General features: G+C 67.5%; 20 protein-coding genes. 17 read left to right on the top strand and 3 right to left on the bottom strand.

Features of this window, described 5'->3' with window-relative positions; all coding sequences use genetic code 11:
- Positions 1-53 precede the first annotated feature (53 nt).
- On the bottom strand, positions 54-359 hold the full coding sequence (locus tag BMX96_RS05000; protein WP_091844521.1) for a hypothetical protein: 306 nt from the start codon (positions 357-359) through the stop codon (positions 54-56).
- Between the two features lie 225 nt (positions 360-584).
- On the opposite strand from BMX96_RS05000, the gene BMX96_RS04995 reads away from it, so the two are divergent.
- The 5 genes from BMX96_RS04995 (at position 585) to BMX96_RS04975 (ending at position 6,537) form a co-directional block, all read left to right on the top strand.
- Positions 585-2,024, top strand: coding sequence for a sensor histidine kinase (locus tag BMX96_RS04995; protein ID WP_175481659.1), 1,440 nt, complete (start codon positions 585-587; stop codon positions 2,022-2,024).
- A complete protein-coding gene (locus tag BMX96_RS04990; RefSeq protein ID WP_091844519.1) occupies positions 2,021-2,662 on the top strand; it encodes a response regulator in 642 nt (213 codons plus the stop codon). Before BMX96_RS04995 ends, BMX96_RS04990 begins: the two co-directional genes overlap by 4 nt.
- A gap of 388 nt (positions 2,663-3,050) precedes the next feature.
- Positions 3,051-3,722, top strand: coding sequence for a DUF6639 family protein (locus BMX96_RS04985; RefSeq protein ID WP_139209974.1), 672 nt, complete (start codon positions 3,051-3,053; stop codon positions 3,720-3,722).
- 508 nt (positions 3,723-4,230) lie between these two features.
- Positions 4,231-5,682, top strand: a complete 1,452-nt coding sequence (locus BMX96_RS04980; RefSeq protein ID WP_236736963.1) for a fused MFS/spermidine synthase — start codon at positions 4,231-4,233, stop codon at positions 5,680-5,682.
- Positions 5,683-5,757: 75 nt separating this feature from the next.
- Positions 5,758-6,537, top strand: a complete 780-nt coding sequence (locus tag BMX96_RS04975; protein ID WP_236736962.1) for an NHL repeat-containing protein — start codon at positions 5,758-5,760, stop codon at positions 6,535-6,537.
- Between the two features lie 27 nt (positions 6,538-6,564).
- Here the strand turns inward: BMX96_RS04975 and BMX96_RS04970 are convergent, their stop codons facing one another.
- A complete protein-coding gene (locus BMX96_RS04970) occupies positions 6,565-7,599 on the bottom strand; it encodes a LacI family DNA-binding transcriptional regulator (protein WP_236736961.1) in 1,035 nt (344 codons plus the stop codon).
- Positions 7,600-7,760: 161 nt separating this feature from the next.
- On the opposite strand from BMX96_RS04970, the gene BMX96_RS04965 reads away from it, so the two are divergent.
- The 12 genes from BMX96_RS04965 to BMX96_RS04910 all read left to right on the top strand — a co-directional run bounded on the left by BMX96_RS04965 (position 7,761) and on the right by BMX96_RS04910 (position 18,235).
- Positions 7,761-7,943, top strand: a complete 183-nt coding sequence (locus BMX96_RS04965) for a hypothetical protein (RefSeq protein WP_073130199.1) — start codon at positions 7,761-7,763, stop codon at positions 7,941-7,943.
- Positions 7,944-7,972: 29 nt separating this feature from the next.
- Positions 7,973-9,118, top strand: coding sequence for a TRAP transporter substrate-binding protein (locus BMX96_RS04960; RefSeq protein ID WP_091844516.1), 1,146 nt, complete (start codon positions 7,973-7,975; stop codon positions 9,116-9,118).
- A 130-nt stretch (positions 9,119-9,248) separates the two neighbouring features.
- Entirely contained in the window at positions 9,249-9,764 is a 516-nt protein-coding gene (locus BMX96_RS04955) for a TRAP transporter small permease (RefSeq protein WP_091844515.1), read from the top strand.
- A gap of 10 nt (positions 9,765-9,774) precedes the next feature.
- Positions 9,775-11,106: a TRAP transporter large permease gene (locus BMX96_RS04950; protein WP_091844514.1), complete on the top strand. Its 1,332-nt coding sequence runs from the start codon at positions 9,775-9,777 to the stop codon at positions 11,104-11,106.
- Between the two features lie 10 nt (positions 11,107-11,116).
- On the top strand, positions 11,117-12,424 hold the full coding sequence (gene hisD, locus BMX96_RS04945; protein WP_091844513.1) for a histidinol dehydrogenase: 1,308 nt from the start codon (positions 11,117-11,119) through the stop codon (positions 12,422-12,424).
- Between the two features lie 3 nt (positions 12,425-12,427).
- Positions 12,428-13,186 (top strand): SDR family NAD(P)-dependent oxidoreductase, encoded by a 759-nt coding sequence (locus BMX96_RS04940; RefSeq protein WP_091844512.1) that lies wholly within the window; start codon positions 12,428-12,430, stop codon positions 13,184-13,186.
- Positions 13,183-14,166, top strand: a complete 984-nt coding sequence (locus BMX96_RS04935) for an alcohol dehydrogenase catalytic domain-containing protein (protein ID WP_091844511.1) — start codon at positions 13,183-13,185, stop codon at positions 14,164-14,166. Before BMX96_RS04940 ends, BMX96_RS04935 begins: the two co-directional genes overlap by 4 nt.
- Position 14,167: 1 nt before the next feature.
- The gene (locus BMX96_RS04930) at positions 14,168-14,458 is read left to right on the top strand and encodes a UxaA family hydrolase (protein WP_091844510.1); all 291 of its coding nucleotides are present in this window, start codon (positions 14,168-14,170) and stop codon (positions 14,456-14,458) included.
- Between the two features lie 46 nt (positions 14,459-14,504).
- Positions 14,505-15,686 (top strand): UxaA family hydrolase, encoded by a 1,182-nt coding sequence (locus BMX96_RS04925; RefSeq protein ID WP_091844509.1) that lies wholly within the window; start codon positions 14,505-14,507, stop codon positions 15,684-15,686.
- Between the two features lie 60 nt (positions 15,687-15,746).
- Positions 15,747-16,760, top strand: a complete 1,014-nt coding sequence (locus BMX96_RS04920; RefSeq protein WP_091844508.1) for an Ldh family oxidoreductase — start codon at positions 15,747-15,749, stop codon at positions 16,758-16,760.
- Complete coding sequence (locus BMX96_RS04915) at positions 16,753-17,796, top strand: YeiH family protein (protein WP_091844507.1); 1,044 nt, start codon at positions 16,753-16,755, stop codon at positions 17,794-17,796. Before BMX96_RS04920 ends, BMX96_RS04915 begins: the two co-directional genes overlap by 8 nt.
- A gap of 25 nt (positions 17,797-17,821) precedes the next feature.
- Positions 17,822-18,235 carry a universal stress protein gene (locus tag BMX96_RS04910; protein ID WP_091844506.1) on the top strand — a complete coding sequence of 138 codons (414 nt, stop codon included), beginning with the start codon at positions 17,822-17,824 and terminating at the stop codon, positions 18,233-18,235.
- A gap of 36 nt (positions 18,236-18,271) precedes the next feature.
- Here the strand turns inward: BMX96_RS04910 and BMX96_RS04905 are convergent, their stop codons facing one another.
- Positions 18,272-20,242, bottom strand: a complete 1,971-nt coding sequence (locus BMX96_RS04905) for a TRAP transporter large permease (protein ID WP_091844505.1) — start codon at positions 20,240-20,242, stop codon at positions 18,272-18,274.

The raw sequence follows: 20,242 nt of genomic DNA, 5'->3' as shown, positions 1-20,242 counted from the left end.
TCGGCAGTCGGGCCCCGTCTCCGATGTGCTGAGGACGGGGCCGGAGGGGATTTTCAGGTGTGGTTCGGGCCGTCGTCGCGGCCGCGGCCCTTTCCGCCCTTGTCGTCACCGGGTGCGTCGTCTGCGCCACGGCCCTTCCCGCCTTTGCGGCCGCCCTTGTCATCGTTCATGTCATGACCGGGGCCGTCATCCGCGCCGCGGCCACGACGGATCTTGACGATCTGGGCATCGCCGCCCGCAGGCAGATCGATGCCGGGCAGCGACAGGTGCGGCGCCGCCGGCGCGGCGTCAGGGGCAAGAGATATCGCGAAGGCAGTCAGAATTGCGGCGGTGAAGCCGGTTTTGAGAATGGTTGTCATCGGGTGGTCCTCCTTTGGGCCAAGGCTCGGCGGCCTGGGCTGGACCCATCTGGCACAACCATGTCCGCCCTGACGACGGGACCCGGACCCCTGCCGCTCAGGCTCGGACCTGCGGAACCGGACCGCTCGACCAGGTGCCGGGAAAGCCTCGGACCTTGGTCCGATGGGGCTTGATTTCGGTATCGCGCCGCCGCCTTCTGACAAGGGGACTTCAGGATGTCGGACGTGGCGACCACAGAGCAGGATTTCAATCCGGCGCGCGGTGCGGGTCTCGCCGCGCCTCTCCCGCGTTGGCTCGCCGCACGGCCGCTGCACCACCGCTTCGCGCTGGCGGGCAGCCTCGTCACGCTTCTCGGCATGGCCGTGATCGGCTCCCTCGTCAGCACGAGCATCGAGACCAGCGTGGTCCGCAATTCCGCCATCTCCAGTGCCGTCTACATGGAGAGCTTCATCGCACCGATGTCGCAGGAACTCGCCGGTTCGGAACGCCTCTCGCCCGAGACCGTCGCACGCATGGACACCCTTCTGAAGCAGCCGCCTCTTTCGGAACGCGTGATCTCCGTAAAGATATGGCGACCGGACGGGCTGCTCGCCTTCAGCAGCGATGCGGACCTGATCGGCCGGACCTTTCCTCCGAGCGAGGATCTCATCGAGGCCTGGCAGGGGGACCTGAATGCGTCCTTCGATGAGCTGGAGGGCGCCGAGAGCCAGCGTGAACGTCAGGCCGGCGTGCCCTTGCTCGAGGTCTACAATCCCATCCACTCCATTCTCTCCGGCAAGATCATCGCCGTCGCGGAATTCTACCTCGACGCAACCGAGCTCGAGGCCGACCTACGCGCCGCACATGCCCGCGCCTGGGCGGTCGTGGCGCTGGTGACGGGCATGACCTTCCTTGCGCTGTTCGGCATTGTCCGGTCGGGCAGCCGCACGATCGAGGACCAGACCCGGCGCCTTACCGCGCAGCTGTCGGAACTCGCCCGCATCTCGGCTCAGAACGAGGCGCTGCGAACGCGGGTCGAGGGCGCCTCGCAGCGCGTGAGCGAGACCAACGAGCGGTACATGCGTCGGGTCAGCGCCGAGTTGCACGACGGCCCGGCACAGGCGCTGGCGCTGGCCTCCCTCCGGCTCGACGCCCTGATGCGGCGGGCCGGCGTGGCGCCGGGCGACCCGGAGGCACAGATGCTGCGCAACTGCCTCGGTGAGGCGCTGCGGGACGTGCGCGACCTTTGCAGCGGGCTGACGCTGCCAGAGCTCGAAGGGCTGTCGGTGGTGGACACGATCGACATCGCCATCCGAGCCCACGAGCGCCGGTCCGGTGTCGCGGTGGCGCGCGCGTTCCGTCGAGAGCCGGTGCTTGTGCGGCCCGCGCCGCATCCGTTCCTGATCTGCATCTACCGCTTCGTGCAGGAGGGGCTGATGAACGCCTTTCGCCACGCGCCGGGCGCAAGGGTCCGGGTCGAGGCGAGCACGGAGGCGGGCCGAGCGGTCATCCAGGTGCAGGACGACGGCCCCGGTTTCGACACCGCCGCGCGCACCCCCGGCGGTTTGGGGCTTCTGGGGCTGCGCGAACGGGTCGAGAGCATCGGCGGCCGGTTCGACATCGAAAGCCGTTCTCAGGGCGGCACGCGGCTGACCATGACCCTGCGCATGGACGCACCCCGTTGACTGCGAAGATCCATATCGTCGTTGCCGACGATCACCCGCTCTTTCGCGGCGGTGTCGTCATGACCCTGCAGGAACACGGCGGTTTCGTCGTTGTCGCGCAGGCAGGCACGGCGGACGAAGCTGTCGCCGCCGTCGAGGCGCACATGCCCGAGGTCATCCTGCTCGACATCTCGATGCCGGGCTCAGGTCTCGCCGCCGCGTCCGAGATCGCGCGCCGCTTTCCGGCCGTGGCCATCGTCATGCTGACCGCCTCGGAGGCTGATGAAGACCTGCTGACTGCGCTGAAGGCGGGGGCACGCGGGTATGCGCTCAAGGGCGTCAGCGAGGACGAGTTGACGGGGATCCTGCAGAGCGTGGCCGGAGGCGCATCCTATGTTCCGCCCGCGCTGGCCGGCCGCGTTCTAGCGGCGCTTCAGGACCGGCGCAGCGCGACTTTGCCCGAGGTCGAAGATCTGACGGATCGCGAGGCGGAAATCCTGCGCCATGTCGCCCACGGACAGAGCAACAAGGAAATCGCCCGCGCGCTCGACCTGCAGGAAAAGACCATCAAGCACTACATGACCAATATCCTGCAAAAGCTGCAGGTGCGAAACCGTGTCGAAGCCGCCATGAAGGCGCGCGATCTTGGCTTGTCCTGACCTCGCCAGCCATATGCGGTCGATCTCTACTCAGCGGGCAAAGATTTAGGTTCGATACCGAGCCGACTGCCCTTAATCCTCTGATGGCGAAAGTCTCACTGAGCAAGCGAAGCGAAAGCCCGGTTTGTCCGCAAACCCCTGGAATGTCAGTAAATCGTGCTGGCCTGCCTCCGCTTCACCGACGCGATCTGTAGATGGCGAGATGATCGAAGGGGGGGGCGAGATCCGAGCGGCTGCCACGACGGCTCGATCCATCGACGCGACCGAGCCCCTCTACGAGGCGCGGAGCCTCCACCTTTCGCTCGGGTATCTACAGAAAAAGCTCGGAAACTTACCGTCGGGCGCACGCTGTGGTACACTTTGCAGGAGCCGCCAGGGGGAGGACGGCATGCTCAGGTCTATCGGATTGATCGCCGGACTTTTGGCGGCCACCGCAAGTGTGGCAGGCGAGAAAGAGACTCTTTGTCAGACGGCAGGTCTCGTCGTGAAGGGCGAGACAACAGAAGCTCGGGACCGCATCTGCCATATTGCAGCACGCGAGATTCCAAAGCTCGCGGCCTGCAACGTCGCCGTGCCCGAGGGGGTCACGATCAAGTTCGAGCATACTTTGCCCGAGGGTTGCATGGGCATCTTCCATTGCGGCGAAGCACTCATCAGCTTGCTACCGCCAGACCTCATGGCCGAATGCCGCGCACCGGAGCGAGCCTTTGTCGACGTGCCGGATAGGCCCTTTTTCGATAGCGTGGTGGTGCATGAGTTGACGCACGCCGCCTACTACACCGTAGAATGCCCGTTCAAGGATTGCCTGGCGACGGCTGAATACGCCGCCTATGCGATGCAGGTCCGGTCACTGCCTCCAGATGCACGCGAGGCGTTCGAGGCGACGTCAGCTTATGATCAGCGCATCGCGCGGGATGAGCTGAACGCGATTTTTTACGCGTTCGCCCCCGACCGCTTTGCACAGAAGGCTTGGCTTCACTTCACTCAGCGAGACGACGGCTGCGAGCTTATAAGACAGATCATGGACGGCGCGGTATTCTTCGACTGGGAGCGTTTTTGACAGGCGCGCCAGCAATTCGTCGCAGCGTAGCTAAGGCGATGATTGAGCGGAAGATCGCGAGTGGATCGCAATCACGACGCGCCACTCTCCAGCGCGAGGAGCCATCGGGATACTTCGTCGCGGGCCCCCGCCATTCGCCAGCGCCAGACGGTATCGCGCGAGACGCCAAGTCCTCGCCCGAACTTGCGGCACGACAGCGGTTCTTCGACCGGGTCCAGCATGTTGCGAACCACTTCGATGAACAGGCCGGGCCGGTGGATGCGGGATACAGGCGAGCCCGTCCGTCCGGCCCAGGTCCGCCCGCAATTCTTGCACCGCCGGCCTCCGCGCCCGCTGCAACGGTCATATATTGGCCACGGGTCCTTAGCCTCGCGGCCGAAATCCGGGAGCCGCCTGAGCGAATCGCGATGTTGTAGGAAGCTGGCGGTGCCTGTATTCCGGCGACCGTGAACCGGCCAATGAAAGCTGGGGTTTGCGCGCGCGGTCAAATCATTCACCGGAGAAGTGTTTGCGATTTTCCACTCTCATCGCGTTGATCTGCGTGCTGTCGGCGGTCGGCCTGACCTACGAAATCGCGGCCGGCCGCGTGCTTGCGCCGTTCTTCGGCACGTCGCTCCTGACCTGGACGGCCGTGATCGCGGTGGTGCTGGCCGGCTTTTCCGTGGGCAGCGCCTGGGGTGGCCTATTGGCCGAGCGGCCCCGCCCCGAGGCCCTGGCCCATGCCCGCCGCGCGCTGATCTGGACCGCCGTGCTAGCGGCGCTGTCGCCAACGCTGCTGGCGCTGGTCTACGCGCTGGGCCTGCGCGGCACCTCCGGCATGCTGCTGAGCGTCGTGGTCGCGTTCTTCCCCGCCTCGGTGCTGGTCACGGTGCCATCGCCCCTGCTGGCCAAGCTGGCCGTCGAGGCGCGGCCGGGGCGCGAGGGATCGTCGCTGGGGCTGGTGTTGGCGGCAGGATCCTTGGGGGCCATCGTGGGGGCAATCGTCGCCGGGTTCGTCACGCTGCCTCTGGTGGGTTCGTCGGCCACCTTCGCGGGCTGTGGCGCGGTGGCGCTGATCTGCGCGGCGCTGCTGCGGGCGCCGGATGCAAGGCCGGACCTCGGCGCGCGGGCGGCCATGCTGACGGCGGCGGTGGTGGTGGCGGCCAGCCTGATGACCGGACCGCTGTGCCGGTTCGAGTCCGGGCTGTCCTGCATCGACGTGGTGCGCCGCGGCGCGACCGTCAGCCTGGTCTCGGATCGCACCCAGCAGGCGGCCGAGCGTGATCTTGCCCCCGGTGCCGATCCGGCCGAAGCTCTGACGCTGGAATATACCCGCTGGCTTTGGCAGCGGATGGCGCAAGACCTGGGCGCGGCGCCGTCGGTCCTGTTCATCGGCGGGGGCGGCTACAGCCTGCCCACGACCTTGCTGGCGACCCGCCCCGCGGCCACGGCCACCGCGGTCGAGATCGATCCGTTGGTCACCGAAGTTGTGCGCGACCACCTGCCGCGCGCCGGAGCCATGATCGACGCGGAAGGGCGGGGCGACATCGCCGAGCCAGCGCCGGACGGCAGGCTGCGCGTGGTTCACGAAGACGGCCGCGTCTTCCTGAACGAGACCGACAGGCGGTTCGACGCCGCGGTGATCGACGCCTTCTCGTCCGGCTCGGTCCCCGCGCATCTTGCGACGGTCGAGACCTACGCCCGGCTGCGCGACATCGTGGATGGGCCGGTCTACGTGAACCTGATCGACCGGCCCGATGGTGATCTGGCACGGGGGGTGCATGCGATCCTGGCGCAGCTTTATCCCCACGTGCAGGCAGCGCAGGGGCCGGTCAGCGGGCGCGGACTGGCCAACATCGTTCTTGCGGCGACCCGGACGCCGCAAGAAGAGCTGGACGCGCCGCCCGAGGGCTACGGCCCTGTCACGCTGTCGGATGCGCGCGCCTTCACCGACGATCGTGGCTGGGTCGGGCACCGCTGAGCCGCGTCAGCGCGCGCAATTGACCTGATCCGCGCGCCGTCCCATCGTCCTGGTGACGCTACGGAAAGGACGGCCATGGCCCAACGTTTCATCCCGCTCTGCACGGTCGCCCTGGGCGGTGCACTGGCGACCGGGGCCGGCGCGCTCGACCTGCGCGCCACCGGAACCTACCAGCTGAACCGCCCCGCCAGCCTGGAATACGACCCGACATTCTGCGGGCTGTGGATCGCGAACGAGGGGCCCGAGGCCATCCTCGTCACGCTTCAGGGGGACGAGTTGCGCCGCATCAGCAGCGATCTCTACCGCATCAAGGCCATCGCGATCGAGGGCGATAACCTGATCGTGGGCGACGGGCTGGGCCGGTTGCAGCGCCTGACCAAGGACGGCGCGCCCTTGGCAGCACCTTTCCGGCTGGGCGGCGGCGCGTCGGATACCGAGGGCATCGCGATCGACGCCGCCGGAGACATCGTGACGGTCGAGGACGACCCCGAGCGGCTGACCTGGTTCACGCCGGACGGCGCGTTGCGCATGCGGATCGACACGATGGATTTCGACCCGCCGATCAGCGAGGCGCAGGGCATCGCCATCGACCCGCGGACCGGTCACCTGCTGATCGTGGATGACTGGGAAGGCTCGAACAGCCTTTACGAGTTCACGGCGGACGGAGAGCTTCTGGGGCAGGCGAGCCTGATCGAGTACGGGACCGACCCCGAAGGCATCGCGATCCGGCCGGGCTCGGACCAGTTGTTCGTGGCCTTCGACGGCGGCGCGCGCATCGTCACGTTCGACTACACGCCGACCCTGCCCGAGGGCGCCGAGCCCCTGCCGCCCGGGGCCGACTGCATGCTGTTCTGAGCAAGGCGCCGCACCTGTCGCGGCCTTTCAGGCCGGTGCGGGCCCCAGCGTATCGCGCCACTTGATCGGGGCTTCCAGCCGGACCCGTTCGCCCGCGCTGTCACCGCCGCGCATGTCCAGAAGCAGGCGGGCGGCGCGGCGGCCCATTTCGCGGTGGGGCACGTGCACGGTGGTCAGCGCGGGGGTCACGATCTCGCACAGCTCGATATCGTCGAAACCGGTGATCGACACTTCGCCCGGCACGTCCAGCCCCATTTCGCGGGCCTGCCGCAGCGCTCCGGCGGCCAGCACGTCGTTGCCGCACAGCACGGCGGTGGGCCGGGGCGTCTGCCGCATCAGCCGGTCGAAGGCCGCTGCCCCGTGGTGAAAGCTGTACTCGGTCTCTTCCAGGGGCATGGCGGCGGGGTCCAGTCCCCGGGCGGCCAGGGCGGAGCGGGCGCCCTCGACCCGCAGGCGGGCGCGGTCGTTGCCGTTGGTCATGGCCGAGATGAAGGCGATCCGACGATGGCCCCGGTCCAGCACTTCCGCCGTCAGGGTGGCCATGGCCGCCCGGTTGTCGAAACCGATGGACGACCGGGGTGCGTCGGGGTCGAAGGCCCAGGTCACCACGTGGGGGATCTGGCGCCGCTCCAGCATGGCGTAGGACTCGGCCGTCCGGTCATGGCCGATCAGCAGCAGCGCATCCGCGCCCCGCGCGATCAGCGACCGGATCTGCTCTTCCTCGGCGGCCGGCCTGTAGCCCGAGCTTGCCACCAGCAGGGTGACGCCCTCGTCCGTCAGCACCTCCTGGAAGGCCTGAAGCCCACGCGCGAAGATCGCGTTCTCCATGGTGGGAATGATGGCACCGAACGTGTTGGTCCGCCGCGCCGCCAGCGCCTGCGCGCCGAAATTCGGCGCATACCCAAGCTCCTGCACCGCTGCCATGACACGCGCGCGCGTCACCGCCGACACCCGCTGCGGCGCGTTCAGGCAGCGCGATACCGTCGCGGTCGAGACGCGCGCGCGCTCGGCCACGTCTTCCAGAGTCGGCACGGGTTTCGATTGTGGTCGGCGGGACGTCACGAGGGCAGGTCCTTTCCGCAATCTCTCGCCACGTGCGATGGAACAGTCGGATCAATGCCGGTCACGAGACATGCGTCGGGCGCTCATGTAAAGGCTTGCCGGATGAAATGTAAGCGCTTACACTTCTCCAGAATCACATGCTTTTCGGGGAGGAGAAGCGGGTGGCCCTTTTGATTTCGATACTGCTTTTTGCCGTCTTCGCGCTGGACGTGGTCCTGGGCGCGACGTCGGGTGCCGAATTCCTGAGCGACGTGCAGGCGATGCTGCTGCTCTTCGCCACCTCGATCGCGTTCACGGTCGCCATCCTGCGGCGCGAACGCGAGGCGGGGAAACGCAAGCCATAACGACCAAGCTGTTCATAGGGAGGAACACCATGAGGAAAGAACTTGGACTGGCGTCGGAAGAGCGGCGCAATTTCCTGAAACTCGCGACGACCGGCAGTTTCACCGCCGCGCTGGTCGCGGGGGCGGGCGGCATGCTCTGGTCGTCCGAGGCCGCAGCCCAGACCGCGCAGGAGGAGCGCGCGCGGGAAGAGGCGGCCGAGCACACCATGACGCTGGCCACCGCCTACGTCCTCGGCGCCTCGCGCAGCTACCCGATCATGCAGCTGGACCTGAAGGAAAACATCCAGAACGCCACGGCCGGCAAGGTCTACGTCAAGCTGGCCCCGGGCGGGCAGCTGGGCGCGGGCGGCGCGCTGGCCCAAGGCGTGCAAAGCGGCACGATCCAGTGCGCTCAGCACTCGCTTTCTAACTTCGCACCCTTCGCCAGCGCGGTGGACCTCATCAACCTTCCCTATTTCTGCGGCTCGAACCAGCGCTTCACCAACCTGGTGACGTCGGACGCGTGGAAATCCGAGGTGCACCCCAAGATCGAAAGCTCGGGCTTCAAGGCGCTGTTCTATGTCGTCATCGATCCGCGCGTCGTCGCCATGCGCAAGGGCGGCGCCGGGCCGGTCCTGACCCCCGGTGACCTGGCGGGCGTGAAATTCCGCGTGCCGGGCAGCCAGATGCTCCAGCAATACTACCGGATGGTGGGCGCCAACCCGACCCCGGTGGCGTGGGGCGAAACCCCGTCGGCGATCAAGCAGGGCGTGGCCGATGCGCTCGATCCGTCGGTGGGCGCGCTGTATGTCTTCGGCTTCAAGGACATTCTCAGCCACGTAACCTTCACGCAGGCCGTGCCGGACAGTCAGGTCTACTCGGTCAACCTTGAGTGGTTCAACAGCCTGCCATCGGACGTGCAGATGGGGATCGAGTGGGCGGGCGAGATGACCGCGCACCAGAACCTGGCCAAGGTGCCGTCGGCCCGCGCCCACGCCATGGCCGAGCTCGAGAAGTCTGGCGTCGAGTTCCACACGCTGAACGACGACCAACTGGCCGAATGGCAGGACGCCGGAGGCTACCAGCGCAGCGAGTGGGACGAGTTCAAGACCGAGCTTGCCGGGTCGATGGAGACGTTCACCAAGCTGGAAGAAGCCGCGGGCACCATGGGCAAGTATTACGTCCACGACGCCTGACGGCAGCGACTGACCCGACCGGTGCGCGGTCCCGTCGCGCGCCGGCAGACGACCCCGAATTCACCCCAACGCCAGGACCACCCGGTCGGGCGCGACGATGGTCGCGTGTCCCGAAACGAAGGAGGCTTGCATGTCCCGCATCCTGTCCGAGCTGAACCGGAACGCCGAAAGATGGCTGCTCCTGGTTTTCTACGTGATGCTCGTCGCGACCATGTCGATCGAGGTGCTGCGGCGCGAGTTGCTGTCCTACTCGTCCATCTGGGGCGAAGAGATCGTCCGCTACAGCTTCATCTACCTCGCCTGGATCGGCGCCGCCGCGGCGGTGAAGGAGCGGGGGCACATCCGCATCGACGTGCTGATGCAGTATGTCGGGCCGCGGGTGAAGGCGGTTCTCTACATCTTCGGCGACCTGGTGATGCTCGGGGTGTCCTTCATCGCGCTCTACTACTCGTATGAAACGGCGCACGTGGCCGCCAAGTTCGGCAACGTGACCCACGGTTTGCGCATCGGGCAGGTCTGGTTCCTGGCCGCCGTGCCCATCGGCTTCTCGCTGGTGGTGCTGCGCCTCATACAATCGCTGATCCGCGACATTCGCGACCTTCGTGACGGCCGGCCCGTCTACGAGGGCGACAAGCTGTTCGACTGAGGAGGACGTCATGCTCTGGCAACAAATGGGCGCCCAGACGGTCGAGCTCGGCTGGGATTTCTACGGCCCGATCCTTCTGTTCGTCTTCCTCGTGGCGCTGGCGGTGCCGGTCTGGGCGGCGATCGGTGCGGCGGCCAGCCTGATGCTGGTGTGGTCCGGCGCGCTGCCGCTGGACCTAGTGGGCGAGAAGCTGTTTTCGGGCATCGACGCCTTCGCGCTGACGGCCGTGCCGCTGTTCATCCTGACGGGCGACGTGCTGGTGCGCACGGGCCTGTCCCGCAAGTTCCTGGACGTGGCCGAGGCGCTGACACAGTTCGCCAAGGGCGGCTTCGGCTCGGCCACGGTGCTGGTCTGCGGCATGTTCGCCGCGATCTCGGGCTCGGATGCGGCGGGCGCGGCGGCGGTGGGGCGCATGACCATCGACCGGCTGGTCGAAAGCGGCTACCCGCGCCCCTATGCCTGCGCTCTGGTGGCCGCGGGCGCCTGCACCGGCATCCTCATCCCGCCGTCGATCGCGTACATCATCATCGGGCTCGTGCTGGGGATCTCGGTGTCGACGCTGTTCCTGGCGGCGGTCATCCCCGGGCTGGCGATCCTGATCTCGATCCTTGCCACCAACATCATCATGAACCGCCTTTACGGCTGGGAGGGGGGCGGCAATATCGGCGCGGGCGAGTATTTCCGGCGGCTGGGATCGTCGCTGAAATCCGGCTGGTATGCCTTCATCGTGCCCGGCATCATCTTCTACGGCATCTTCTCGGGCCGGCTGACGCCGACCGAGGCGGGCGCCACGGCGGTCGTCGTGACCATCATCATGGGCTTTATCCTGGGCACGCTCAAGCTGTCGGATTTCCCGGCGATGCTGGTCAGTTCGGCCAAGGTCAACGGCGTCATCCTGCCTATCATTGCCTTCTCGATCCCGCTGGCCGAGGCGCTGGCGATCATCGGGGTGCCGCAGGGCTTCGTCGCCGTGGCCACGGGCGTCAGCGACGAGCCCTGGGTGCTGATCCTGATGATGATCGCCATCCTGATCGCCTCGGGCTGCGTGATGGAGACGACGCCCAACATCGTGATCCTGGCGCCGATCCTGAAGCCGTTGGCCGACAATATCGGCATGAACGAGATCCAGTTCTGCATCATGATGATCACCGCGCTGGGGGTGGGGTTCATCACGCCGCCGCTGGGGCTCAACCTTTTCGTGGTCGCCGGGCTGACGGGCGAGTCGATCCTGAAGATCGCCTATCGCGCGATCCCCTTCGTGCTGTTCATGCTGCTGGTCACGCTGCTGATCGGCTTCGTGCCCGCGATCTCGACCACGTTCCTTCCCGAGATCTACAAATAGGAGACGTCCGATGGTGCGCGAATACCTGAAGAAAGCCACACTCACCTCGCAAAGCGATGCCGGCGAGACCCAGGCCATCGTGCGCGGCATCCTCGACGACATCGAGGCGGGCGGCGATGCAGCCGCGCTGGAATACGCGGCCAAGTTCGACAAGTACGACGGCAACGTGCTGCTGACCGACGACGAGATCGCCGCCGCCATCGCTCAGGTGCCCGAGCGGCTGAAGCGCGACATCGATTTCAGCCATGCCAACGTGAAACGCTTCGCCGAGGCGCAGAAGAAGACCGTCGCCAATTTCGAGACCGAGGTGCTGCCGGGCCTGATCGCGGGGCAGAAGGCGATCCCGGTGAAGGCGGCGGGGTGCTACGTGCCCGGCGGGCGCTACAGCCATATCGCGTCGGCGATCATGACGGTGACCACCGCCAAGGTCGCGGGCTGCAAGCACATCGTCGCCTGTTCGCCGCCGCGTCCGGGCGTCGGCATCGCGCCGGCCATCGTCTATGCCGCGCATGTCTGCGGCGCCGACAGGATCCTGGCCATGGGCGGGGTGCAGGGCGTGGCGGCGATGACCTTCGGCCTGTTCGGGCTGCCCAGGGCCAACATCCTCGTCGGGCCCGGCAACCAGTTCGTGGCCGAGGCCAAGCGCATCCTTTTCGGCCGGGTGGGCATCGACATGTTCGCGGGCCCCACCGACAGTCTTGTCCTGGCCGACAAGACCGCCGATCCCGAGGTCGTGGCGGTGGATTTGGTGGGGCAGGCCGAGCATGGCTACAATTCGCCCGTCTGGCTGGTGACGGACGACCGCGGAGTCGCCGAGACGGTGATGAAGCGCGTGCCCGAGCTGATCGAGGAGTTGCCCGAGCTCAACCGCGACAACGCTCGCGCGGCCTGGCGCGACTATGCCGAGGTGATCCTGTGTCCCGATCGCGAGGACATGGCCGCGACCTCGGACGAGTATGCACCCGAGCACCTGACCGTGCAGGCGGCTGACCTCGACTGGTGGCTGGACCGACTGGAATGCTACGGCTCGCTGTTCCTGGGCGAGGAGACGACCGTGGCCTTCGGCGACAAGGCTTCGGGCACCAACCACGTACTGCCCACCAGCGGCGCGGCGAATTACACCGGTGGTCTGTCGGTCCACAAGTACATGAAGATCGTCACCTGGCAGCGGTCCACCAGGGAAGGGGCCAAGCCGGTGGCCGAGGCGACGGCGCGCATCTCGCGGCTGGAAGGGATGGAGGGCCACGCCCGCACCGCCGATATCCGGTTGAAGAAATACTTCCCGAACGAAACCTTCGATCTGACGGCGGAGGCCTGAGAAATGGCCGCGCCCGATCTCTTCGGCGTAGCGGGCCGCGTGGCCCTGGTCACCGGCGCAAGCTCGGGGCTGGGGCGCCGCGCGGCCGACACGCTGGCGGGCGCGGGCGCGAAAGTCGTGGGCGTTGCCCGCCGGCGCGAAGCGCTTGGGGACTGGCAGGCCGAGGGGCCCGAGGCGCGCGTCGCCGTGGCGGGCGACGTGGCCGCGCGCGCGGATTTCGATGACCTGGTCGAGCGGATCCGTGCGCCCTTCGGCGCGCCGGAGATCATCGTGAATGCCGCGGGCCTCAATACCCGGCAGGCGGCCGACGACGTGACGGCCGAGGGTTGGGACGCGACGCTGGCGGTGAACCTGTCGGCGCCGTTTTTCCTGGCGCAAGCCTTCGCACCCGAAATGCGAGCAAAGGGCTGGGGCCGGATCGTTAATTTCGCGTCGCTGCAGTCCTTCCGCGCCTTTCCTGGCGGTATCGCCTACGGCGCGTCCAAGGGCGGGGTGGCGCAGCTGACCCGCGCCATGGCGCAGGCGTGGTCGGGCCATGGCATTACCGCCAACGCCATCGGCCCGGGCTTTTTTCCCACCGAACTGACGGCAGCGGTGTTCGACGATCCGGAACGCGCGGCCGGCAACGCGGCGCAGACCTGCGCGGGCCGGAACGGGCGGCCCGAGGACATGGATGGGCCACTGCTCTTTCTATGCTCCGACGCATCGGCTTATGTGACCGGGCAGATCCTGATGGTCGACGGGGGGTTCACCGCGAAATGAAAGCTTTGGTCTATCAAGGTCCCGAGGATCTGGTCTACCGCACCGTGTCCCCGCCACACGTGGCGCACGGCGCGCAGGTCGTCCACATCCAGTCGTCGGGGATCTGCGGGTCGGACATGCACGCCTACCTGGGCCACGACGAACGGCGCCCGCCGCCGCTGATCCTTGGTCACGAGGTGTCGGGCGTTACCGATGGCGGGCGGCGGGTCACCGTCAACCCGCTGGTCGGCTGCGGCGTCTGCCGGGCATGCCAGTCGGGGCGCGACAACCTGTGCCCCAACCGGCAAATCATCTCGATGCCGCCGCGCGAGGGCGGCTTTGCCGAGGCGGTGGCGCTGCCGCCTGACAATCTGATCGACATTCCCGACACGCTCAGCTTCGACCAGGCCGCGCTGGCCGAGCCCATCGCCTGCGGCTGGCACGCGGTGCGGCTGGCGCGCGAGGCGGGCGGCAGCGCGCCCGCGCTGGTCATAGGCGGCGGAACCATCGGTGTCGGCGCGGCGCTGTGCCTCGCCGCGCAGGGCGTGGACGAGATCACGCTGGTCGAACCGTCGGTCACGCGGCGCGACTACCTGGCGCGCCACGTGGGGATCGATGCGCTGGACGCCGCGGCGCTGCACGACACGCCGCGCTTCAACCTGGTCGTCGACGCCGTGGGCATCGCCGCCACCCGCGCCATGGCGTCCAGCCACGTGCGCCCCGGCGGGGTGATCGCCCATATCGGGCTAGGCTCGGCCGAGGGTGGGCTCGATATCCGGCGGATGACGTTGCAGGAAATCACCTTCATCGGCACTTATACCTACACCGCCGCCGACTTCCGCGCGACCGTCGCGGCCATGGGCGAAGGGCGGCTCGGGCGGCTCGACTGGACCGAGACGCGGCCGCTGGCCGAGGGCGCGCGCGCCTTCAGCGATATCCGCGCGGGCACCGTGGCCGCGCCCAAGATCATTTTGAAACCACAACTTCCCGAAGGAGACTGAAATGGCCGAAATCCCCCATCTTCTGGTGCACGCGCACGACGACAACGTGGGCGTCGTCGTCGTCGAGGGCCTGACCGCGGGCACCGACATGCTGTGCTGCGTGACCCACGACAATTCCACCTTCCGCCTGAAGGCCGAGGCCGACGTGCCCATCGGCCACAAGATCGCCCTGAAGGATTTCAAGGCGGGCGACACGGCCATGAAATACGGCGAGGACATCGGCAAGATCGTCGCCGACATCCCCAAGGGCCACCACGTCCACACCCACAACTGCAAGACCAAGCGCTGGTAAGCCGCGCGGCCGCCCCGGCGGCGCGCCATCCCGAGAGGACACTGATATGGCATCGAAATATTCCAACATGACCGTCAAGGCCTACCGGCGCGAGAACGGTCGCGTGGGCGTGCGCAACCACGTCATCATCCTGCCCGTCGACGATATCTCGAACGCCGCCTGCGAGGCGGTGGCGAACAACGTCAAGGGCACGCTGGCCCTGCCGCACGCCTATGGCCGCCTGCAATTCGGCGAGGATCTGGACCTGCATTTCCGCACCATGATCGGCACCGGCGCGAACCCCAACGTCGCCGCCGTGGTCGTCATCGGGATCGAGCCGGGCTGGACCAAGCGCATCGCCGACGGCATCCGCGAGACCGGCAAGCCCGTGGCCGAGTTCAGCATCGAGCAGAAGGGCGATTTCGAAACGATCCGCGCCGCGAGCTGGGCCGCCAAGGAGTTCGTGCACAAGACGACCGAGTACCAGCGCGAAGAGGTCTCGATTTCCGAGCTGTGGGTCTCGACCAAGTGCGGCGAAAGCGACACGACCACCGGCCTCGGATCCTGTCCCACGGTGGGCAACATGTACGACAAGCTGCTGCCCGAGGGCATCACCGGCTTCTTCGGCGAGACCTCCGAGATCACGGGTGCCGAGCACATCTGCAAGACCCGCGCCATCACCGAGGAAGTGGGCGAGCGGTGGTACAAAATGTGGAAGGCCTACCAGGACGACGTCATCTTCGCGCACCAGACCGATGACCTCTCCGACAGCCAGCCCACCAAGGGCAATATCGAGGGCGGCCTGACCACGATCGAGGAAAAGGCGCTGGGCAACCTCGAAAAGATCGGCCGCACGTCGCAATATATCGACATCCTCGGCCCAGCCGAACGGCCGAACTCGGGTCCCGGCCTCTACTTCATGGACAGCTCCTCGGCGGCGGCGGAATGCGTCACGCTGATGGCCGCGGGCGGTGCCGTGATCCACACCTTCCCCACGGGGCAGGGCAACGTGGTGGGCAACCCCATCGTGCCGGTCATCAAGATCACCGCGAACCCGCGCACGGTGCGCACCATGGGCGAGCACGTGGACGTTGACGTGAGCGGTATCCTGCGGCGCGAGATGACCATCGACGAGGCGGGCGACGCGCTGATCGACAGCATCTGCCGCACCGCCAACGGGCGCTTCACCGCGGCCGAGGCGCTGGGTCACCGCGAATTTTCCATGACCAAGCTCTATCGCAGCGCTTGATCCCGCGGGCGGTCGCCCCCACACGCGGGGGCGACTGCAACAGACCTTACGGATGACCCGATGCCCGACCCGATCCGCCTTGGCCTTGCCGAGGCCACCGAGCTTCTGACCCAAGTCTTCGCCGCCTGTGGCTGCACACCGGCCGCCGCGGTGTCGGTGGCCAGCGCGCTGGTCGCGGCCGAGGCCGAGGGGCAGTCGGGCCACGGCTTCAGCCGCGTGTCGGACTATGCTGCCCAGGCGCGCAGCGGCAAGGTCGTCGCCGATGCGCACCCGGTCCTGGAGCGCGCCGACGGCACGGCGCTGACCGTCGACGCGGGCTTCGGCTTCGCCTATCCGGCGCTGGACCTGGCGCTGACCGCGCTGGTCGAAGCCGCGAACACCCACGGCACCGCCTCGGTCGCGATCCGCAATTCGCACCATTGCGGCGCGCTGTCGGTGCAGGTCGAGAAGATCGCGCGGGCCGGGCTGGTGGGGCTGATGGTCGCCAATGCGCCCGCCGCCATCGCGCCCTGGGGCGCGCGCACGCCGATCTTCGGCACCAATCCCATCGCCTTCGCCGCGCCGCGCGCCGGGGGCGCCGCGCCACTGGTCATAGACCTTTCGCTGTCGAAGGTGGCGCGCGGCAAGGTCATGCATGCCCGCAAGTCCGGCCAGCCGATCCCCGAGGGATGGGCCTTCGACTCCGATGGCAATCCCACCACCGATCCCGAGGCCGCGCTGGCCGGCACCATGGCCCCCATCGGGGGCGCGAAGGGCACGGCGCTTGCGCTGATGGTCGAGGTGCTGGCCGCGACCCTAACGGGCGCCAACGCCTCGCGCGAGGCCGGGTCGTTCTTCACCGCCGATGGCGAGCGCCCCGGCACGGGGCAGTTCCTGCTGGCGTTGCGCCCGGGCGATCCGGGCGGGTTCGCGGAGCGGCTCGAGTCGGTTCTGACCGACATTGCCGCGCAGGAGGGCGCCCGTCTGCCCGGCACCCGCCGCGCCACCGCCATCGCCCGGGCCGAGGCCGAGGGCATCGACGTGCCCGCCGCCTACGTGGACGAGGCGCGCGCGCTGGCCAGCAGCCATGGATGACGCCGTAAGAAGTTCGCGTCTCGCCGCGCTGCAGGACCGGGCGCGCGTGGTCTTTCCGGGCCTGCTGGTTGCGCTGCTGATCGCGCTGGCGTCGAAATTCGTGTCGGAGCATTACGGCGCGCCCGCCATGCTTCTGGCGCTGCTATTCGGGATGTCGTTGAATTTTCTCGGGACCGAGGATCGAACGCGCCCGGGCGTCGAATTCGGTGCGCGACAAGTACTGCGTCTGGGGGTGGCCCTTTTGGGCGCAAGGATCAGCGTCGAGCTGTTGTCGAGCCTGGGGGCGACCGTGGTCCTGCTGGTCGTCGCCGGGGTGCTGCTGACCATCAGTTTCGGGATGCTGTCGTCGCGCATTTTCGGCTTCCGCTACCGCTTTGCCTTCCTGTCGGCCGGAGCCGTGGCGATCTGCGGCGCGTCGGCGGCCATGGCCATCGCCGCCGTCCTGCCGCGCGATGACCGGTCGGAACAGCGGCTGATCTTCACCGTGGTGGGCGTGACGCTCCTCTCGACGCTGGCGATGATCGTCTATCCGATCCTCGCGCAGGCCATGGGTATGAGCGACCGTATCACCGGCATCTTCATCGGTGCGACCGTCCACGACGTGGCGCAGGTCGTCGGCGCGGGCTTTTCCGTCAGCCAGGAGGCCGGGGATACCGCGACACTGGTCAAGCTGTTGCGCGTGGTCATGCTGGCGCCGGTCGTGCTGGTCACGACGCTGGTGGTCCGCTCGGTCGCGGGGGCGGAACCGGGGGAGGGCAAGCGCCCGCCGCTGGTGCCGGGCTTCGTTCTGGGCTTCATCGCGCTGGCCGTGCTCGCATCGCTTGGCGCCATCCCAGCGCCAGTGGTCGGCGCGGCCTCCACGGCCTCGGGCTGGCTGCTTCTGGCCGCGATCGGGTCGGTGGGGATGAAAACCATGCCGAAGGACATCATGAACGTGGGCGCGCCCGCGGCCCTGTTCCTCGTGGCCGAGACCGCCTTCCTGGCGGTCTTCATCCTGCTGGGCCTGACGGTCCTGACCGGATCGGCGCCCGGCTGAATCCCTGCGCAAGGAGGCATCGCAGATGTATGGCAGTATCCTGATCGCCGTGGCGCTGGACCACGAAGAGCTGGTCCCCGGCAAGATCGCCCTGGCCCGAAGGCTTCTGGCCGACGGGGGACACATCACGCTTCTGACGGTGCTGGAGAACGTGCCGGGCTTCGTGGCCGAATTCGTGGACATGAAGCCTGAGAACCACCTGCGCGCGAAGGTCCTGCAACGGCTCGAGGCGGCCCATGGCGGCGCGCCGGATATCAAGGTCGCGGTCGAGACCGGCAAGTCGGGCGTGGTGATTTCCCACTATGCCGAAGCGCAGGGCACCGACCTCATCATCGTCGGATCGCACAAGCCCGGGCTACAGGACTACTTCCTCGGCTCGACCGCCGCGCGGGTGGCGCGGCGTGCGCCATGCTCGGTCATGATCTTCCGCGGGGACTGACAAATTGACGAACTGGCGGCACAGGCCGTCCGCGGTCTAGTTGCCGAAGTTCAGGCCAGGCGTGGAGTCGCTCTCGCTGGCCTCCGGTTCCGCCTCGCCGCCGCTCGTGTCTCCACCGCTGCCGCCGAAGTTGAACCCGCCCGTCGCGTCGCCGCTGGTTCCGGCGTCCTCCGCGCCGCTGCTGCTGTCGCCGGAGGTCTCGCCGCCGGCCCCACCGAAGTTGAAGCCGCCGTCACTGCTGCCGGACCCACCGGACGACGTGCTCCCGCCGGACGCCCCGCTCTCGCCGCTCGACGCGCCGCCCCCGAAGTTGAAGCCGCCGGTCGCGTCGTTCGAGCCGTCCGACGAGCTGCTGTCGCCGTCCCCGCCGCCGCCGCCGAAGTTCAGCCCGCCGGTGGGATCACCGCTGGGGGCCGGGGCCGACTGGCGCGCGGCTTCGCGGTCGGACTTGTAGTGGGTGACCAGCGACGGGACCGAGATCACCAGGATGATCAGCAGGAAGTTGATCGCGATGAAGGGCAGCACGCCCTTGTAGATCTCGTTGGTGCGGATGCGCGGCATGGTCTGGCCGGTCTGCTTGTCCTGCCAGTCCTCGGTCGGCGCCACGGATCGAAGGTAGAACAGCGCGAAGCCGAAGGGCGGTGTCAGGAACGAGGTTTGCAGGTTCATCGACAGGATCACGCCGAACCAGATCAGGTCGATGCCCAGCGTATCGGCCACCGGCGCCAGCAGCGGCACCAGGATGAACGCGATCTCGAAGAAATCGAGGAAGCATCCCAGGATGAAGACCACGACGGTCACCACGACGAGGAAGCCGAACTGGCCACCGGGCAGGCCCAGCAACAGCTCTTCCAGCCAGACCTGTCCGTTGACGCCGTAGAAGGTCAGGCCGAAGACCCGCGCGCCGATCAGGATGAACAGCACGAAGGCGCTGAGCTTGGCCGTCGCCTCGACCGCCGAGCGCAGCATGGGGAAGGTCAGCCGCCGCTTGCCGATGGCCAGCAGCAGCGCGCCCACCGCGCCCATGGCACCGCCCTCGGTCGGCGTCGCGATCCCGAGGAAGATCGTGCCCAGCACCAGGAAGATCAGGGCCAGCGGCGGGATCAGGACGATGACCACCGTCTCGGCCAGGCGCGACAGGAGGTTCAGGTTGAAGAAGCGGTTGGCCAGCGCGATGCCGTAGCAGATCAGCACCGAGAAGGCCGAGGCGAAGACGATCCGCGTGGCATTCGCGTACTCGGTGAACAAAACCCACATCCCGAGGTAGTAGAGCACCACCGACAGCACCGCCATGACGACCAGCGACAGGACGCCCGAGCCCAGCTTGCGTTCTTCCGGGGGAAGGGCCGGGACGGCGTCGGGTTTGATGAACGTCAGCAGCAGGATGTAGGCGCAGTAGGCCGCGATGATGATGAGCGCCGGATAGATCGCGCCCAGGTACATGTCGCCGACGCTGACGCCCAGCTGGTCGGCCATGACGATCAGCACCAGACTGGGCGGCACGATCTGCGCCAGGGTGCCCGCCGCCGCGATGGTGCCCGTGGCGGCGGGCGCATCGTAGGAATAGCGCTGCATGATCGGGAGCGAGATCAGGCCCATGGCGATGACCGACGCCGCCACGACCCCGGTGGTCGCCGCCAGAAGCGCGCCCACCAGCACCACCGCGAAGGCCACGCCACCGCGCAGGGGGCCGAACAGCTGGCCCACCGTGTCGAGCAGGTCCTCGGCCATGCCGGATCGTTCGAGGATCAGGCCCATGAAGGTGAAGAACGGGATCGCCAACAGCGTGTCGTTCGACATGATCCCGAAAACCCGTTCAGGCATCGCGCGAAGAAGCGGCCAGAACAGGTTGATTTCGTTCGAGTAATCGGAAAGCCCCACGCCGACCACGAAGTAGAACAGCCCGCCCGCGGCAAGGGTCAGCGCGACCGGGTAGCCGAGGATCAGCATACCCATCACCGAGATGAACATGATCGGGGCGAGGTTGTGTGCGATAAGCTCGATCAT

The sequence above is a fragment of the Palleronia pelagia genome (genome assembly GCF_900110115.1).
GTDB lineage: Bacteria > Pseudomonadota > Alphaproteobacteria > Rhodobacterales > Rhodobacteraceae > Palleronia > Palleronia pelagia.
Note: the sequence above shows the minus strand (reverse complement) of the source record. Positions and strands in the feature narration are given on the sequence as shown.

Coding starts and splice junctions, on each gene's coding strand:
- BMX96_RS05000 (WP_091844521.1), bottom strand. CDS start 359: ATGACAACCATTCTCAAAACCGGCTTCACCGCCGCAATTCTGACTGCC.
- BMX96_RS04985 (WP_139209974.1), top strand. CDS start 3,051: ATGCTCAGGTCTATCGGATTGATCGCCGGACTTTTGGCGGCCACCGCA.
- BMX96_RS04975 (WP_236736962.1), top strand. CDS start 5,758: ATGGCCCAACGTTTCATCCCGCTCTGCACGGTCGCCCTGGGCGGTGCA.
- BMX96_RS04960 (WP_091844516.1), top strand. CDS start 7,973: ATGAGGAAAGAACTTGGACTGGCGTCGGAAGAGCGGCGCAATTTCCTG.
- BMX96_RS04955 (WP_091844515.1), top strand. CDS start 9,249: ATGTCCCGCATCCTGTCCGAGCTGAACCGGAACGCCGAAAGATGGCTG.
- BMX96_RS04950 (WP_091844514.1), top strand. CDS start 9,775: ATGCTCTGGCAACAAATGGGCGCCCAGACGGTCGAGCTCGGCTGGGAT.
- hisD (WP_091844513.1), top strand. CDS start 11,117: ATGGTGCGCGAATACCTGAAGAAAGCCACACTCACCTCGCAAAGCGAT.
- BMX96_RS04940 (WP_091844512.1), top strand. CDS start 12,428: ATGGCCGCGCCCGATCTCTTCGGCGTAGCGGGCCGCGTGGCCCTGGTC.
- BMX96_RS04935 (WP_091844511.1), top strand. CDS start 13,183: ATGAAAGCTTTGGTCTATCAAGGTCCCGAGGATCTGGTCTACCGCACC.
- BMX96_RS04930 (WP_091844510.1), top strand. CDS start 14,168: ATGGCCGAAATCCCCCATCTTCTGGTGCACGCGCACGACGACAACGTG.
- BMX96_RS04925 (WP_091844509.1), top strand. CDS start 14,505: ATGGCATCGAAATATTCCAACATGACCGTCAAGGCCTACCGGCGCGAG.
- BMX96_RS04920 (WP_091844508.1), top strand. CDS start 15,747: ATGCCCGACCCGATCCGCCTTGGCCTTGCCGAGGCCACCGAGCTTCTG.
- BMX96_RS04915 (WP_091844507.1), top strand. CDS start 16,753: ATGGATGACGCCGTAAGAAGTTCGCGTCTCGCCGCGCTGCAGGACCGG.
- BMX96_RS04910 (WP_091844506.1), top strand. CDS start 17,822: ATGTATGGCAGTATCCTGATCGCCGTGGCGCTGGACCACGAAGAGCTG.
- BMX96_RS04905 (WP_091844505.1), bottom strand. CDS start 20,242: ATGATCGAGCTTATCGCACACAACCTCGCCCCGATCATGTTCATCTCG.